The 14,314-nt window shown below is 69.1% G+C and carries 16 protein-coding genes; 6 read left to right on the forward strand and 10 right to left on the reverse strand.

Translation table 11 applies throughout. The features are described 5' to 3' along the window. Window positions 1-48: 48 nt before the first annotated feature. From Q8K49_RS10480 to Q8K49_RS10490, 3 genes are all read right to left on the reverse strand, one after another. Window positions 49-1,041: a ferritin-like domain-containing protein gene (locus Q8K49_RS10480; protein WP_305305881.1), complete on the reverse strand. Its 993-nt coding sequence runs from the start codon at window positions 1,039-1,041 to the stop codon at window positions 49-51. 75 nt (window positions 1,042-1,116) lie between these two features. Next, window positions 1,117-1,959: a general secretion pathway protein GspK gene (locus Q8K49_RS10485; RefSeq protein WP_305305882.1), complete on the reverse strand. Its 843-nt coding sequence runs from the start codon at window positions 1,957-1,959 to the stop codon at window positions 1,117-1,119. Continuing rightward, entirely contained in the window at window positions 1,956-2,651 is a 696-nt protein-coding gene (locus Q8K49_RS10490) for a prepilin-type N-terminal cleavage/methylation domain-containing protein (RefSeq protein ID WP_370867769.1), read from the reverse strand. Before Q8K49_RS10490 ends, Q8K49_RS10485 begins: the two co-directional genes overlap by 4 nt. Between Q8K49_RS10490 and Q8K49_RS10495 the strand changes: the two genes are divergently transcribed. Then, window positions 2,597-3,328 (forward strand): hypothetical protein, encoded by a 732-nt coding sequence (locus Q8K49_RS10495; protein ID WP_305305885.1) that lies wholly within the window; start codon window positions 2,597-2,599, stop codon window positions 3,326-3,328. The genes Q8K49_RS10490 and Q8K49_RS10495 overlap by 55 nt on opposite strands. Before the next feature lie 4 nt (window positions 3,329-3,332). On the opposite strand, the gene Q8K49_RS10500 is transcribed toward Q8K49_RS10495, so the two are convergent. From Q8K49_RS10500 to gspL, 4 genes are read right to left on the reverse strand one after another with little or no spacing between them, the layout of a single operon-like run. Further along, a complete protein-coding gene (locus Q8K49_RS10500) occupies window positions 3,333-4,556 on the reverse strand; it encodes a type II secretion system F family protein (protein ID WP_305305887.1) in 1,224 nt (407 codons plus the stop codon). 2 nt (window positions 4,557-4,558) lie between these two features. Next, entirely contained in the window at window positions 4,559-6,070 is a 1,512-nt protein-coding gene (gene gspE / locus Q8K49_RS10505; RefSeq protein ID WP_305305889.1) for a type II secretion system ATPase GspE, read from the reverse strand. Next, window positions 6,067-6,567 (reverse strand): type II secretion system protein GspM, encoded by a 501-nt coding sequence (gene gspM, locus Q8K49_RS10510; RefSeq protein WP_305305891.1) that lies wholly within the window; start codon window positions 6,565-6,567, stop codon window positions 6,067-6,069. The genes gspE and gspM overlap by 4 nt, the downstream gene beginning before the upstream one ends. Next, the gene (gene gspL, locus Q8K49_RS10515; RefSeq protein ID WP_305306043.1) at window positions 6,564-7,628 is read right to left on the reverse strand and encodes a type II secretion system protein GspL; all 1,065 of its coding nucleotides are present in this window, start codon (window positions 7,626-7,628) and stop codon (window positions 6,564-6,566) included. Before gspL ends, gspM begins: the two co-directional genes overlap by 4 nt. 160 nt (window positions 7,629-7,788) lie before the next feature. Here gspL and gspG point away from each other — a divergent pair, with 160 nt between their 5' ends. The 5 genes from gspG to gspD are packed head-to-tail and all read left to right on the forward strand — an operon-like array spanning window position 7,789 to window position 12,006. Continuing rightward, the gene (gspG, locus tag Q8K49_RS10520; RefSeq protein ID WP_305306045.1) at window positions 7,789-8,238 is read left to right on the forward strand and encodes a type II secretion system major pseudopilin GspG; all 450 of its coding nucleotides are present in this window, start codon (window positions 7,789-7,791) and stop codon (window positions 8,236-8,238) included. Window positions 8,239-8,242: 4 nt separating this feature from the next. After that, complete coding sequence (locus Q8K49_RS10525) at window positions 8,243-8,710, forward strand: GspH/FimT family pseudopilin (protein ID WP_305305893.1); 468 nt, start codon at window positions 8,243-8,245, stop codon at window positions 8,708-8,710. Further along, window positions 8,710-9,075, forward strand: a complete 366-nt coding sequence (gene gspI, locus Q8K49_RS10530) for a type II secretion system minor pseudopilin GspI (RefSeq protein WP_305305895.1) — start codon at window positions 8,710-8,712, stop codon at window positions 9,073-9,075. The genes Q8K49_RS10525 and gspI overlap by 1 nt, the downstream gene beginning before the upstream one ends. After that, a complete protein-coding gene (locus Q8K49_RS10535) occupies window positions 9,072-9,956 on the forward strand; it encodes a type II secretion system protein N (protein ID WP_305305896.1) in 885 nt (294 codons plus the stop codon). The genes gspI and Q8K49_RS10535 overlap by 4 nt, the downstream gene beginning before the upstream one ends. Before the next feature lie 10 nt (window positions 9,957-9,966). After that, complete coding sequence (gene gspD / locus Q8K49_RS10540; protein ID WP_305305898.1) at window positions 9,967-12,006, forward strand: type II secretion system secretin GspD; 2,040 nt, start codon at window positions 9,967-9,969, stop codon at window positions 12,004-12,006. Here gspD and Q8K49_RS10545 read toward each other — a convergent pair. From Q8K49_RS10545 to Q8K49_RS10555, 3 genes are all read right to left on the reverse strand, one after another. Beyond that, on the reverse strand, window positions 11,966-12,559 hold the full coding sequence (locus Q8K49_RS10545) for a sigma-70 family RNA polymerase sigma factor (protein WP_305305900.1): 594 nt from the start codon (window positions 12,557-12,559) through the stop codon (window positions 11,966-11,968). The genes gspD and Q8K49_RS10545 overlap by 41 nt on opposite strands. A 39-nt stretch (window positions 12,560-12,598) precedes the next feature. Then, complete coding sequence (locus Q8K49_RS10550; protein ID WP_305305902.1) at window positions 12,599-13,300, reverse strand: hypothetical protein; 702 nt, start codon at window positions 13,298-13,300, stop codon at window positions 12,599-12,601. A gap of 62 nt (window positions 13,301-13,362) precedes the next feature. Further along, complete coding sequence (locus Q8K49_RS10555) at window positions 13,363-14,124, reverse strand: A24 family peptidase (protein ID WP_305305903.1); 762 nt, start codon at window positions 14,122-14,124, stop codon at window positions 13,363-13,365. Between the last annotated feature and the right edge of the window lie 190 nt (window positions 14,125-14,314).

Here is a 14,314-nt window from a genome sequence, read left to right on the forward strand (position 1 = left end):
AAGGCCCCGAACATTGTTCGGGGCCTTCGTCGTCAGACCCGCGTGGGATCAGGCGCCGCTTCTGTTGATCGTGCCGTTGACACCGTTGGGGAAGAAGCCGCCGCCGGTCGCAACCGCCGCCGTCAGATAGACGATGTTCAGCACCTGGCCGGTGGTGCGGCTGTAGGCGAGGCCGTTGGCGTCCGAAGGGAATATGTTGGATTCGGTCGGCGTACCGCTGATGCCCTGATCCAGGTCTGTAGGACCGTCCAGGCTGTCGCGAGCGTCGGAAATCCGATCCGCCGAGGTCCGCAAACTGGGCGTTGCGACGCCCTTGGCATAGAGGACCGTGCGGATAAGGCCGGCATGGTAGGCCTCGGCCGCCAGAATGCCGGCGGCGGCCTCGAGGAAGACCTTGTTGTTGATCAAGGGGGCGGCGCCCTTGTAGGCGGTGACGCCGACGTCCTCGAAGATATAGGCGCCCAGCAAGAAGCTGTTGTCGTCAGCGTAGGGGTTGAACGTGGCCCCGGGGCCAATCAGGCCGGCGGCGCGGGCGGCGTTCGAGAATGCGCTGTTCGGACCCACGCTGATATCGATCGCCGGCTGGGCGACCTTGGCGTTGCCGAGCGCCGTGCGGAGGAAGCGGACGTGGGCGATCTCGTCGTTGGCGATCTCGCGCGCGTAGTTGCGGACGACCGGATCGGTGAAGGGAACCGCGCCGGCTCCGGTCGCGGTCACGCCGCCTTGCGTACCCGTTCCGGTCAGATCGGCGGCCGGCAGGCCCATGCCGAAGGAAGCGTAGTAGTAGAACTGGGCTTCGAGATATTCCAGGTTCAGGGCGAAGTTCAGTACATTGGCGTCGGAGTCCGGCGACGGCGGCGGGCTCTGGGCGATGGCGTCGCCAGCGGAGCTGCTGCACGCGCCGAGCACGGCCCCGGCGGCTGCGCCGACCGCAAAGCCGCCACCCAGTTTGAAGAGACGGCGGCGTTCCTGGCGACGTTGCTCGCGCTTGTCGAACGCCTCCAGCATGATATCCAGATTAGACGCTTGTGGTTCAGACATATGACTTCCTCCCTTGACGGATCGGGGTTGAAAGTCGTCGGTGCGGGCTTTTGATGCTCGCTGAGGAAATTAATCTCAACCGGCAGGCAGGCGGCGGCGGGCAGTGACGGCGACACGGGGGCCCAGCGGCGTCGCAATCCGCTCGATCCGGCTGGACGTCCGGCGCACGACATCGCCGACACGCACCGTGGTTTCGACGCGGAAATGGCTGGACCCCGCGCCGATCAGGCCCGTCGCGCCGAGGGCCGCAACATCCTCGGGCGACAAACCTCCCTGTCTGCGCCGGTCAAGCACCCGCCGGACGATGGCCGGATCTCGCAGGATGGTTCCGACCAGAGCCGGGTCGGCCGTGTTGATGTTCAACGTCGCGTCTTCCGGCAGGAAGACGATATAGGGCGCCAGTCGGTCCAGCTCGGCCGGGTCAATGCCCGAGGTTCGCAACGGGCCGTCGTCGCGCAGCGGTCCCAGGGCCAAAACAGCTGCGGCGATGAAGTTGATCGTCTGGCGCGAGACCCCTGCCGCCTCGCCGATGTTCACAAGGGCGAAGGACGAGATCGCATCCCCCTTGGCCACGGCGTTCACGTTGAAGCGCGCCTGTTCGTCGGCGATCGAAAGGGCGAAGGAACCACCCGGGATGGCGATGGTCTGCTGGCCAATCTGCGCCCACGGCTCGGACACCGTGTCGATCATCGGCGTCGTCAGGGCGTCTCGGCGCAGGGCGACGGCGGCCGACAGTTCGCCGGCGCGGGCATAGGCCTGGGCCTGGGCGGCGTCGTGCAGGCGGATCGAGCGGCGCACCTCGATGTCCTGAGCGACGATCATCACCGTGACGGCGGCGGCGGCGATGGCGACCACGATCAGAACGTTGAGCAGGATCATGCCGCGACGGTCCGCGCGGCGACGTCGGCGCCCGGTCATGGCGCGATTTCCGGCGTGGCGATCACGCGCCGCACCGTCGCCGACCGCCCGTCGGGGCCGACCACGGTCAGGTCAAGCGCAACCGCGCGAACGGCCGGCGGAGGCGGCAGGGCCAGGTCGGGCGAGGCGACAACAACGGGAAGCGCGGGCATCGTCGCCGGCGTCCAGCCCAGACCGGTCAGGCGAAACGACCACCGGACGGCGCTGACGCCCTTCAACAGCGGTTGCACCCGTTCGCCCATGGGGCCGGATACCGTGCGGGTCAGTTCGTCGCCCGAACGGCCGTAGCGTACCACGAAGGGTCTGCCAGTGGTGTCGGTCTTCTGGAAGGTGATGGTTTCGCCCTCGCCCTCTATGCGACCGCTGACCTGATCAAGGTCCGACGCGACGACGAACAGGGCGCGCTGCACTTCGGACAGGCGGCGCAGACGACCCTCCGTGCGCTCCTGGGTGTCCAGAATCGTCTGCAGAAGACTGAACCCGGCCAGGGCGATGAGGGCGAACAGGCCCATCGCCACGATGACTTCCACAAGGGTGAAGCCATTCCGCCTTGATGGGGGGCGGGCGGATCGGAGCTTGCGGTCGGGCGTTGGACCGGCGATCACAGGCGCCACGGGCAGCGGCGCGCGGAGGGACCATGTTTGGCGTTTGGCGGACCCGGGACGGCGACCGACTGCATGGCGACGGCGCATTTCAGTTCGAGCGCCTGTATGTGCGCGTCGCGCCCTGGCGCGTGATTCTGATCGCCTCGGCGGTCGGCGCATATCTGCTGGGTCTGCTGCTGTACCTTCCGGCCGAGGCCGCAGTGGGCAAGACACGCGAAGCCGTCGGCACGGTCTGGAAAGGCGAGACGGCGCTGGAGCCTGGGTTCGCCCTGGGCTGGGTCGTGCATCCGCTACGCTCGATCGGATCGCTGGCGCCGGCCGGAGCGGTCACCGTTCGGGGGCCGGACACAGCCATCACGGGCGACGCCCTGTGGCGGTCGAACGCGCTGGTCCTCAGGCAGGCAGCGGGTGCAGGCTCGCTGCGGCTGATCAGCGCCCTCGCGCCCGGCCTGCCGTTCGCCTGCGACGGCGAGATGACGCTGACCGCGACCGACCTGGCCATCGGCGGCGGCAGGACCGGAGGGGGGCGACTGGGCACGGGACCGGCGACCTGTGCCGGCGCGGGCCTGGTGACAACCCCGCCGGCGATGAGCGGCGACCTGACCTCGGACGTCGAGGGGACCAGCCTGACTTTAAAAGGGCCTGACAACGGCGAACTGGCGCGCGCGCGGCTGGGCCGCGACAAGGTGGTTAGTCTGACCATCACGCCCGCCGGGGCGGCGGTGCTGCCGGGCCTGACCGCGACGACGCTCGAAATCCGCTGAAGATTCACAGCCCGGCCAGGTTGTTCAGATTGACGATGGGCATGAGGATGGCCAGCACCATCAGCAGCACCACCCCGCCCATGATCAGCAGCACCGCCGGCTCGACCAGCGCCACCATGGCGGTGACCAGTTGCTCCAGATCCTGCTCCAGGTCCTTGGCGGCGCGCTCCAGCCCGGGCCCCAGCCGACCGCTCTGCTCGCCCGACGCCACGACGGCCAGCAGCATGCGCGGGAAGACTTCGGCCTCGGACAGGGCGCGGCGCAGCGAGGCGCCTTCGCGCACCCGCTGAGCCGCGATCAGCGCGCGTTCGCGGACGTAGGCGTTGGGCGTCACGGCGGCGGCGGCGCGCAAGGCGTCCACCAGCGGCACGTCGCTACGCACGAGGGTGGCGAGGCTGCCGGCGAAGCGGGCGGCGTTGAGCTGGCGCGTGAAGCCGGCCAGCGGCGGCGTCACCAGGCGAAAGCGCGCGAACTTGCGAGCGTTGACGGGGTTGGCCAGCCAGCGATTCCAGATCAGACCGGCGGCGGCGAGGATGACCACGATGGGAAGGCCGAAGCGCTGCACGAAGCCGCTCAGGCCGATCAGGGCGCGTGTCAGCAGCGGCAGGGCCGCCCCGCGTGAGACGAACACCTTGACGATGTCCGGCACCACATAGACCAGCAGCAGGGTGATCATCAGCATCGACACCCCGGCCAGCAGGGCAGGGTACAGCAGCGCCAGCTGGATCTTGCGCCCGGCCCGCTCGCGCGCGGCGACAAAGTCGGTCAGGTGGGCCAGCACCTCGGACAGCTTGCCGGACTGTTCGCCGGCGGCGATCGAGGCGCGGTAGTATTGCGGGAAGACCTTCGGATGGCGCTCCAGTGCGGTCGCGAAACTCTGGCCCTCAACGATGACAGAGGCGACGTCCATCAGCACCGGGCCGATGGGTTGGCTCTCGTGCTCCTGGCCGACGATGCGGACGGCCTCCTCGATGCGGATGTCGCTGCCGATCATGGTCGATAGCTGGCGCGTGGCGGCGGCCAGGCTTCGCGCCGAGACGCGGGGCTCGAAGCCCGGCAGGGAGAAGCCGGCGGGCTTGCCGCCCGGCCGCGCCTGCGCCCGCACCTGCATCGGCAGCAGGCCCAGGTCGCGGACCATGCCGCGCGCCGCGACCTCGTTCGTCGCCTCGATCACTCCGGTGGAAGCGCGGCCCGAGGCGTCCACGGCCTGATAGCGCCAGGTCGCCATGGTCAGCCGTCCTCGCGCACGACGCGGACGACCTCGGCCACGGACGTGTGACCGCTCGCGACCTTGGCCGCGCCGTCTTCGAGGATGGAGCGGCTGGACGCGCGGACATGGCGAACCAGATCGGCCTCGGACGCGCCGTCGTGGACCATGGCCTGGAAGGCGGCATTGATCTCGATCACCTCGTAGAGGCCGGTTCGTCCACGGTAGCCGTCGGTGCGGCAGGCGGGGCAACCCACCGGCCGGAACACACGCGAGCCCACCGGAACAGCGCCCGAGGTCAGTTCGGCGTCGGCGGCGGTGGCAGTGTCCTCCTGCCGACACTCAGCGCAGAGCCGGCGCACCAGCCGCTGGGCGATCAGGCCGGTCAGCATCGGGGCCAGCAGGTAGCGCTCGACCCCCATATCGACCAGGCGGGTCACGCTGCCGACGGCGGAGTTGGTGTGCAGGGTCGACAACACCAGGTGGCCGGTCATCGACGAACGAACCGCGACCTCGGCGGTCTCGTGATCGCGGATTTCGCCGACCATGATCACGTCCGGGTCCTGACGCAGGATGGCGCGCAGACCACGCGCAAAGGTCAGGTCGATGCGCGAATTGACCTGCATCTGGCCGACGCCGTCCAGGGCGTATTCGACCGGATCCTCGACCGTCATGATGTTGCGCTTGCGGTCGTTCAGCTCGGTCAGGGCGGCGTAGAGGGTGGTGGTCTTGCCCGAGCCGGTCGGGCCGGTGACCAGCACGATCCCGTGGGGCCGATGGATCATCCGGCGCAGGGCCGCCAGGTCGTCGGCCTCCATGCCAAGGTGGCCGAGATCGAGGCCTGAGGTGCTGCGGTCCAGCAGGCGCAGCACCACCCGTTCGCCGTGCTGGGTCGGGATGGTGGAGACGCGTACGTCCACGTCCATGCCGCCGATGCGCAGGGTCACGCGGCCGTCGTGGGGGCTGCGCTTCTCGGCGATGTCGAGGCGGGCCATGACCTTGATGCGGCTGACCAGCAGCGGGGCCAGGGAACGCGGTGGCGACAACACTTCGCGCAGTACGCCGTCGATGCGGAAGCGCACGACCAGGCGGCGTTCCTCGGTCTCGATGTGCACGTCCGACACGCCTTCGCGAACGGCCTGCAGCAGGATGGCGTTGATCAGGCGGACCACCGGCGCGTCGTCGCGGCTGTCCAGCAGGTCGTCGATGGCGGCGGCGTCTTCGGCAAGGGCGGCCAGGTCGTTTCCGTCCACGGCGATGTCGGCGGCGGCGTCGGCGGCGTCACCGGTTTGCTCGCGCAGCAGGTTGTCGAACGCCGCGTCGTCGACCGCCTCGAAGGCGATCGCGCCATCGTGCAGGCGGCGCACCTCCAGCAGGGCCCCGAGGGGGGCGGTTTGGCGATGCAGGCAGACCGGGCCGTCCGAACCCGCCTGGATCATCACGCCGTTGCGGCGCGCATAGCCATAGCTGAGCCGGGTCGGCTCTGCGGTCGGCTGGTCGTCGATCGGTTGGTTTTCAGCAAATTGGGCGGTCATGGGCGGGTGGCCGTCAGGGTCAGGTTGATCAGGCCCGGCTGGCCCGCCGTCTCCATGCGCAGATCATCGACCATCGCGCCGCCGCTTTCCAGCGCGCGGATGAACGGCACGGCGCTGTCGAAGCGGGCGCCGGTTATGGTGACGGTGACCCGGTCGGCGTCGCCCGTGACCTCGGCGGTCAGGGCCTGGGCGGCGGCCGCCTGCCGCACGGCCTCGTCAAGCGGACCGGAGATGGGCGCGGCTCCGGGCGCCGCAGCCGCCCCCGCCGGCGCGGCGCGCAGTCTAGCCTGAAGGCCTTCGTACAGTTCGATGCGCTCGACGGCATCCTGTCGCACGATCAGTAGGGGCTGGACGATTCCATACCAACCGACAGCGACGATCCCCAGCACCGCCAGAACAATGAGCAGGAGGCGTTCACGCTCGGATCGGCCGGCCAACCAGTCGTTGGCGCGCTCCACGACAGGCGCGGCGCGGGAGCGGACGGCGGCGACAATCATCGAGCGGTCCCGGCGGGCTGGAGGGTGATCACGGCGTTGACCCCATTGGGCGCCAGGGTTCCGACCGCGACCGGATCCAAGGCCGACCGCGCGGGTATGGCCGCGCGGGCCAGGGCGGCAACCGCCCCGTCCACCGCCGCAACATCGACGGCGGTGATCGCCAGGGTCAGCGAGCCGGTCGCGCCGTAACTTATAGCGCGATAGGCCAGCGGCTGTCCCGTCAGGGCGCGAGACGTGCGGCCGAACAGTCGCGCGAAAGGCCCGTCGCCGCCGACCGCCGCAGGCGCGATCTGATCCACCGCCGCCACCAGATCGGGCGAAGCTTCAAGCCCGGGCTGGCGCTCGGCGATCAGGCGGCGTGTCTCGGCCTCCCGGCGATCGGCCATGCCGAGAAGCGCCAAGGTGTCCAGGGCGACCAGTCCCAGATGCGCCACGACGCCCAGCACCGCGACTTGGCCGACGATCTTCCATGGCGAACCGGCCTCGGTTCGCTGGGCCGCATACAGCCCCTGCCTGAGATCGACGGGCGGCGCGACGATCGAAGGACGCGACCCGCCTTCCATCTCCAGAGACACTTCCCGCACGCCCTCGCGCATAACCTCCGGCAGGGGATCGCCCTCGGCGATCAAGGTGGGGCGGCCGCCCGCCTCCCAGGCAGCCGGCAGGGCGGCGACCTCGACCGCAAAGCCACCGCCGTCATCGGTGCGCACCACGGCGCGTTGGCGTTCGATCGCCACCCGCCAGGATCCCGGAGGCGGCTCGGGGAGGGCCAGGGCGTCGGGCAGCAGGATGCAGCGCTCCAGTCCGGCCCGGGTCAGCAGCGTCACCCAGTCGCGCATCAGGCTGTGGCGGACGACGGCGCAGAGGTGGCGACGCGGTGAAACCTCTGTGCCCAGGGCGACGTGGACCTGGTCCAGCGGCTCGGCGATCACCCCCTCCAGGGCGTAGGGCGCGGCCTGAATCCGCTGTCGGCGGGAGGCAAATGGAAGGTCGATGACAACGGTCAGAATTTTTTCTGACGGAACCAGGACAGTCAGCGGACCGGCCCATGCCCGATCCACAGGAATCAAGGCGTCCGATTGGATCCGCCATAGTCCGTGCCCGGCGATGGTTGTCCGCCCGGGGCCTTGTCCTTCAACTGCAATCCGCATTGGGCTTGGTTCCCCGACTGGGGCCGGTCTATAGCAGCGGGGGACGGGTCATCGCCAGCAGAGAGACATGATGTTTTCGCAAGCGCGTATCCGCCGGCGTTGTCGGCGGCAAGGCTTGACCTTGGTGGAGATGATCGTCGTTCTGGCCATCATCGCCCTCGTGGCCGTCATGATCGTGCCGAACGTAATCGGCCGACCGGACCAGGCGCGTGTCACCGTGGCCAAGACTGACCTGAAGACCATCGCCGCCGCCCTGCGCATGTACCGGCTCGACAACGGCGACTATCCGTCGACGGACCAGGGCCTTCAGGCTCTGGTCGAACGCCCGACGACCCAGCCGGAACCGGCCAACTGGAACAGCGAAGGATACCTGCCCGAGGCTCCCAAAGACCCGTGGGGCCGCGACTACGTCTATCGCAGCCCGGGCCGTTCGAGCGGTTTTGACCTGATCTCCTACGGCAAGGACGGCGAGGCGGGCGGCGAGGGCCTCGACGCCGACCTGACGGATCGATCGCGCTAGGGCCATGCGGACAGGCCGGGAAACCAGACATGAAGTCGGCCGCTCGGGGATGACCCTGGTCGAGATGCTGGTCGTTCTGGCCATCGTCGGCGTCTCGGCCGGCATGGTGGTGCTGGCGGTTGGCGGTGGGCGCAATGACGCCGCCGCCCAGACAGAGGCCAACCGCTTCGCCGACCGCCTGCGCCTGGCCGCCGACGAGGCGCTGATCGCCGGACGACCGGTGACGCTGACGATGAACCCGACGGGCTACGCCTTCGAGGCCGACGGCGCGACGGCCGGCGAATGGGCCGAGCGCCATGAACTGCCGCGCGGCGTGCGGCTGTCGGCGCAGCAGGCTGAACTGCTGATTGACCCGGACGGCGCCGCGCCCCCGGCGACCATGACTGTGCGCGACCGCGACAAGGTCTGGGCGGTGACGTTCGACGGTCTGAATGCCGATGTACGCGACGCAACGCCGGCAGGACCGGCCTGATGCGCGCGCCTCACGCCCGGCGCGGCGGCTATTCCCTGATGGAGGCGATCGTCGCCCTGTTCGTACTGGCGGTCGCCTCGACGGGGCTGCTGATGGCGACCCAGGCCCACATCGACGGCGTACGAGCCCTTGAAGACCGGGTCGTCGCCCAGTGGATCGCTGAGAACCGCCTCGCCGAACTGGCCATCGGCGAGACCCCGTCTGATCAGGTGCGGATGATGAACACCGACTGGACCGTCCGCGCCGACCGCCGCCCAACGGACGATCCTGACCTGCAGGCCGTCGACATCTTCGTCTCGCGCGCCGGATCGACCTCCGCGGCGGCGCGGCTGAGCGGTTTCGTGGACGCAGAGGGAGCCGCATGACGGCCGCCCTGCTTCGCTCGCCAGTGTTCTGGTTTCGGGTGGTCAGCCTGTTCGTGGTGGCCAGCCTGGCCCTGGGCGTAGCTCGCCTGACCTGGCGGCTGGTCGGCTGGGATGACGGACGCGAGGCTGTATGGACCCCGGCGGCGCTGGCGCCGGTTGGCGGAGCGACGGGCGGCGATCTTGCATCAATCCTCACCTGGGCGCCATTCGGCGGCGGGTCGGCCAACACCGGCGGTTTGCCAATCTCCAGCCTTGGCCTTGTCCTGAGAGGCGTGGTCTATGCCGCGGGCGGCGGTTCGACGGCCCTGATCTCAAATGGTCCCGGCCCGGTCCAGATATTCACAGTCGGCCAGGCGCCGGTCGGCAATGCCGTCATTGAAGTCATCGAGGTCGACCGGATCATCCTGAACGTCGGCGGTCGGCGTGAAGCGCTGATTCTGCCCCATCCAGCCGGGGAGCCCGCGCCGGGAATGCCCGCTGGCGCCGCCCCCGCCGCCATGGCTCCAGCCGTGGTTGCTGCGCCGAGTTCCGAAGCCCAGGCCGCATTGGCTTCCGCGTCGCCGGTGGCCACGGCCGCTGCGGCCGAGGCGGCGCGCCGGCCCCCTCCGCCGCCGCAACCGGTCGTGACGCCCTCCAATGTCGCCGGTTCACTGGGCGTCGTTCCGTCTGCCCAGGGCTATGTTATCGGCGCCGACAGCGCGCCCCAGCTCTTGCGCGCGGGACTGCGCCCGGGCGATGTGATCAAGAGCCTGAACGGCCAGGCGCTCGGCAATCCGGCCAGCGACCAGCAGATCTTCCAACGCGCCGCCGCCGGCGGACGCGCACGTGTCGAGGTCGTCCGCGACGGCCGCACCCTGACCCTCACTGTTCCGCTCAGATAGGCGACGCTCCGTGTACAGACATTCTCGCGCCGCCCTGGTTTGCCTGATGGCCCTCATCATGGTGGCTCCCCCGACCGTCGGCATCAGCCAGACCCCGCCCGGGGGCGCGGGCCCGGTCCTGGGCGAAGTCGTGGTCAATATGCGCGGCGTCGATATCCGCGACGTCAGCGAGCAGATCGCCCGCATCACCGGTCGCACGATCGTTCTGGACCCCAATGTGTCCGGTGTCGTCACCGTGGTCTCGGCTCAGCCGCTGTCCGCCGGCGGCGTGTGGGATCTCTACCAGTCGGTGCTGCGCACCTACGGCTTCGCGGCCGTGCGCAGCGGCGCCGTCTGGCGCGTCGTGCCTCAGTCGACGGTGATTCAGAACAGCGCCTCGACGACGGGCGACTCGACCCAGCAGGTCATCACCCGGCTGATCCGCCTGCGCAACCTGCCGTCCGATCAGGCCGCCCGCGCCCTTCGGCCCCTCGTCACCCAATTCGGCTCGTTGGAGCCGGTCGCCAGCCCCAATGCGGTCGTCGTCACCGACTACCTCGACAACGTGCGCCGCATCCAGCAGGTCGCCCAGGCGCTGGACAGCGGCGGCGGTGAAAGCTTCGAGAGCCTGAGCCTGCAGTATGCGAGCGCCGAGGAAGTCGCCGAGGCCCTGCGCCAGCTGTTCGGCGAAGAGGCCGGCGGCCCCCGCGTCTCGGCCGACGCCCGCAGCAACACCGTGCTGGTGCGCGGCTCGCCCCAGGACATCATCCAGGCCCGCAACGTCGTCTCCGCCCTGGACCAGCGGGGCGGCGCTTCCCCTGTCACCCGCGTGGTTCGCCTGCGCAACGCCGATGCTGAAGCGGTCGTCGAGATCGTCCGTGGACTGATGGGCGGAGAGGCGTCGGCCACCAATCCCGTCACCCGCAGCCTGCGGTCCGGTTCGACCGGTCTGGCCAGCCTCAGCGCCTCACGCCAGGCCGAAACCGCCGCCTTGGCGGGTGCGGCGGCTCCGCCCAACGCTTCGGCCGAGGCCCGGGGGGGCGGACGGTCGTCGGGCGCAACGGGCTTCGCACTGGCCGACATCACCGTGCAGTCGGCCAGCGAGCTGAACGCCGTCGTCATGCGCGGATCGCCGACGACGGTGCAAATGATTGAGGATCTGATTGTCCAGCTGGACGTGCGCCGGCCCCAAGTCGTCATCGAGGCCGCCATCGTCGAAATCACGGGCGAACTGGGCGAACAGCTCGGCATTCAGCTTGCCGCCGGCGGCGCTGTTCCGGGGTCCGGGGTGACCGGTGGAACCTCGTTCAGCCAGGCCGGGGCTCCCCTCGGCGCGATCCTGTCGGCGCTGGGCGTGCCCGGCGCCGCGGCGCTTTCCGAGGGCCTGAATCTGGCCGCCGGCAGCGAGGGGGATTTCGGCATCCTGCTGCAAGCCCTGTCGCGCACATCGAGCGCCAATCTCCTGTCGACGCCCAGCGTCACCGTTCTGGACAATGAGGTCGCCGAGATAGTTGTCGGCCAGAACGTACCGTTCCGCACGGGCGCCTTCGCGACCGACGGCAACACGATCAATCCCTTCACCACGATCTCACGCGAGGATGTGGGCGTGACGCTGAGGGTGGTCCCGCGCGTACACGATGGCGACGTGGTGCGGCTGGAGGTCAGCCAGGAAGTGTCGTCCCTGGTCACGACCAATATCGCCGGAGCCGCCGACCTGATCACCAACCGCCGCAGCGTCCAGACCACGGTCCTGGCCGACAACGGACAGGTCATCACCTTGGGCGGCCTGATCACTGACGACCGGCAGGCCGGGGACAGCAAGGTGCCGGTGCTGGGCGACATTCCCGTCCTCGGGTCGCTCTTCCGCTCGCGCCGCGACAGCCAGACCCGTCGCACCCTGTTCATCTTCCTGCGCGCGACCATCCTGCGCGACGCCGAGGACGTGCGGATCGACGCGCAGGAAAACTATGACCGGCTGCGACGCGAGGAGGTCGGGGCGCCCGCCCCTGTTTCAGGGCGTCTCGAGGTCACTACGCCCCGGCTTCAGCCAGATGTCGGGCGGGTGTTCTAGTCGGTTCCTGTCCGGGCTCAGGTCTGGGATTGTGTTGAGGTCGGGGCTCGGGCTCGGGTCCGGGATTGCTTTTGGCTTCGGGCTCGAGTTGGGCCGCGAGGCGCTGGCGCGCGCGGCGAACGCGGCTCTGCACCGTCCGAAGTGGACTCTCGCAGACAATGGCCACCTCCTCGTAGCTGAGGCCTGCCGTGACCAGCAGCAAGGCCTGCCGGGAAGCGGGATCCAGCCGTTCGATCGCATCCAGGACGTCGAGGAACTCGATGCGCCAGCCCTGGGCCGGCTCCGAGCGCAGGGTCGCTGCGTGCGCGCCTTCGGGGTCCTCGACCAGGCGCCGTGACCGTCGCCATTCATTGTGCTGGCTGTTGCGCAGGATGGTAAAAAGCCACGCCTTCATGCTGGTGCCCGGCTGGAACTGGTCCTGGGCGCGCCACGCCTTTTCGAGCGTGTCCTGAACCAGATCGTCGGCGGCGCTGGAGCTCTGTCGCGTGACGATCAGGGCGTAGGCGCGCACCACCGGGAGCAGGGTAAGCAACTCGTGCTGGAAAAACGACAATACCCGGGGCCTATCAGAGAAAGCAAAACTCTTGCCCGCTCAGGTACGGATGGCGCGGGCGTTTGGTTGCGGCCCCGGGTCGGATTGTGGGACAAACACCGGAATGACGAGATCCTCCGGGGCCGTTTCCGCCGTTGCCGGAGCGGGCGGCGCCAACCGTGGCGTGACGAGAAGTGTCCGGCGACGCAGGGTCTGCCAACCCAGAAGTGTGACCGCCCCGCCGACCCAGCCCGCGATCAGCCATCCCAGCCATGACCACCCCGTGGATGCTTCACGCCGCGCTGGCTTTTCAGCCGCAGGCGGAGTCCGGGGCGTCTGTTTACGGTCGGGCGCCGCCGCGGCGGCCAAGGGCGCAACGAGAGTCGAACCCTGCGCCCGCGCCGCCGCCAGTTCTGCTTTCGGGATCAGCCACAGCCCGCCCGACGCGGTCTCCACCAGGGCGACGTCGACGTTCCAGAGGCGGTATCCGAACTCTTCGGCCAGAGCCTTGGGGGCATAGACGCCGGCGACCTCGAACCGCATCTCGGCATCGATATCCTCGTCGATCTTGTAGGGCAGGCCCAAGGCCTCGCCCAACACCGCCTCGGCGATTTCTCCAACCGGCGCTCTGGGCAGGGACATCAGATAGTACTGCGGCGCCGCCTGTATTGCAGCGCTCTCCAGAGGGCCGGCCAACGCCGGCGTCCCCAGGGCGAGGGCGGAGACGATCGACAGAAGGATGGAAAGGATCGTCAGACGCATTTCGATCTCTCGAACTCGGTCCCGGTCTAGCACGCTGGAGGAGAAGAAATTGACCGGTGTCATCATCCCAGCCCGATCGGTCCATAGAGCCAGGTCAACCAGCCGCCGACGGCGATGAAGGGTCCAAACGGCAGGGGCTCGTCGCGCGCCAACGGCCTGTGCGCCAGTCCGCGCGCCACAACCCAGCTCAGGCCGGCCGCGCAGGCCCACAATAATACCGATGGCAAGCCGATCCACCCGACCCAGGCTCCGACGGCTCCGAACAGGATGGGATCGCCGCCCCCCAACCCCTCCTTCGCGCGCACCCGCCGATAGATCGTGGCCATCCCCCAAAGGCTTGCGAAGCCGACGGCGGCTCCCGCCAACGCATCGAACAGGGTTCTGTCCGGCAGCCACGCCGCGGCGATAAACCCGCTGACCAGAAGGGGCAGGGTCAACCGGTCCGGAAGCCAGAGTTCATCGGCGTCCACCAACGCAATGAGGAGCAACTGCCACCCAAAAAGCGCTGTCAGGATCGCTTCCGGCAGGCTGGCCGGGGTCAGCGCGGCCCAGACGCCTATGCCGGCGCCCGCCAGTTCCACCATCGGATGGCGTGCGGCCACCGGGGCGCGGCAACGGGCGCACCGCCCGCGCTGGGCCAGCCAGCTAAAGACCGGGACAAGCTCGGGGGCCGACAGAATGGCTCCACAACAGTCTGAACGAGACCGTGCCCATGCGACCGGGTCGCCCTTCGGCAGCCGCATGGCCACGAGGTTCACGAAGCTGCCGACGATCAGACCGGTCATGGCCGCCAGGGCGGTCAGTCCCACCAGGGAGGTCGTCATCAGCAGGGGCCGCCTGGATTGTTCATCAACGGGCCAGCGCCTCGCTTTGGACGGGGATCGGCGCAACGCCAGAAATGTCGCTGACGCATCTCTCGCCGTGAGAGAGCTCGAGACAGTCGTCTATCGCCTCTCTCGGGGCGACTCAATGCCCCGGCGCCGAGCGCTCCAGCTCGGCCATCGGTCCGAGGGT

The sequence above is a fragment of the Brevundimonas sp. genome (genome assembly GCF_030682035.1).
GTDB lineage: Bacteria > Pseudomonadota > Alphaproteobacteria > Caulobacterales > Caulobacteraceae > Brevundimonas.

Excerpts from the sequence above, each read along its gene's own strand:
- Q8K49_RS10550 (WP_305305902.1), bottom strand. The coding sequence starts at position 13,300 with ATGCGTCTGACGATCCTTTCCATCCTTCTGTCGATCGTCTCCGCCCTC.
- Q8K49_RS10485 (WP_305305882.1), bottom strand. The coding sequence starts at position 1,959 with ATGACCGGGCGCCGACGTCGCCGCGCGGACCGTCGCGGCATGATCCTG.
- Q8K49_RS10490 (WP_370867769.1), bottom strand. The coding sequence starts at position 2,651 with ATGCGCCGTCGCCATGCAGTCGGTCGCCGTCCCGGGTCCGCCAAACGC.
- Q8K49_RS10480 (WP_305305881.1), bottom strand. The coding sequence starts at position 1,041 with ATGTCTGAACCACAAGCGTCTAATCTGGATATCATGCTGGAGGCGTTC.
- Q8K49_RS10495 (WP_305305885.1), top strand. The coding sequence starts at position 2,597 with ATGTTTGGCGTTTGGCGGACCCGGGACGGCGACCGACTGCATGGCGAC.
- gspG (WP_305306045.1), top strand. The coding sequence starts at position 7,789 with ATGTTTTCGCAAGCGCGTATCCGCCGGCGTTGTCGGCGGCAAGGCTTG.
- Q8K49_RS10525 (WP_305305893.1), top strand. The coding sequence starts at position 8,243 with ATGCGGACAGGCCGGGAAACCAGACATGAAGTCGGCCGCTCGGGGATG.
- gspE (WP_305305889.1), bottom strand. The coding sequence starts at position 6,070 with ATGACCGCCCAATTTGCTGAAAACCAACCGATCGACGACCAGCCGACC.
- gspM (WP_305305891.1), bottom strand. The coding sequence starts at position 6,567 with ATGATTGTCGCCGCCGTCCGCTCCCGCGCCGCGCCTGTCGTGGAGCGC.
- Q8K49_RS10535 (WP_305305896.1), top strand. The coding sequence starts at position 9,072 with ATGACGGCCGCCCTGCTTCGCTCGCCAGTGTTCTGGTTTCGGGTGGTC.
- Q8K49_RS10500 (WP_305305887.1), bottom strand. The coding sequence starts at position 4,556 with ATGGCGACCTGGCGCTATCAGGCCGTGGACGCCTCGGGCCGCGCTTCC.
- gspI (WP_305305895.1), top strand. The coding sequence starts at position 8,710 with ATGCGCGCGCCTCACGCCCGGCGCGGCGGCTATTCCCTGATGGAGGCG.
- Q8K49_RS10555 (WP_305305903.1), bottom strand. The coding sequence starts at position 14,124 with ATGACGACCTCCCTGGTGGGACTGACCGCCCTGGCGGCCATGACCGGT.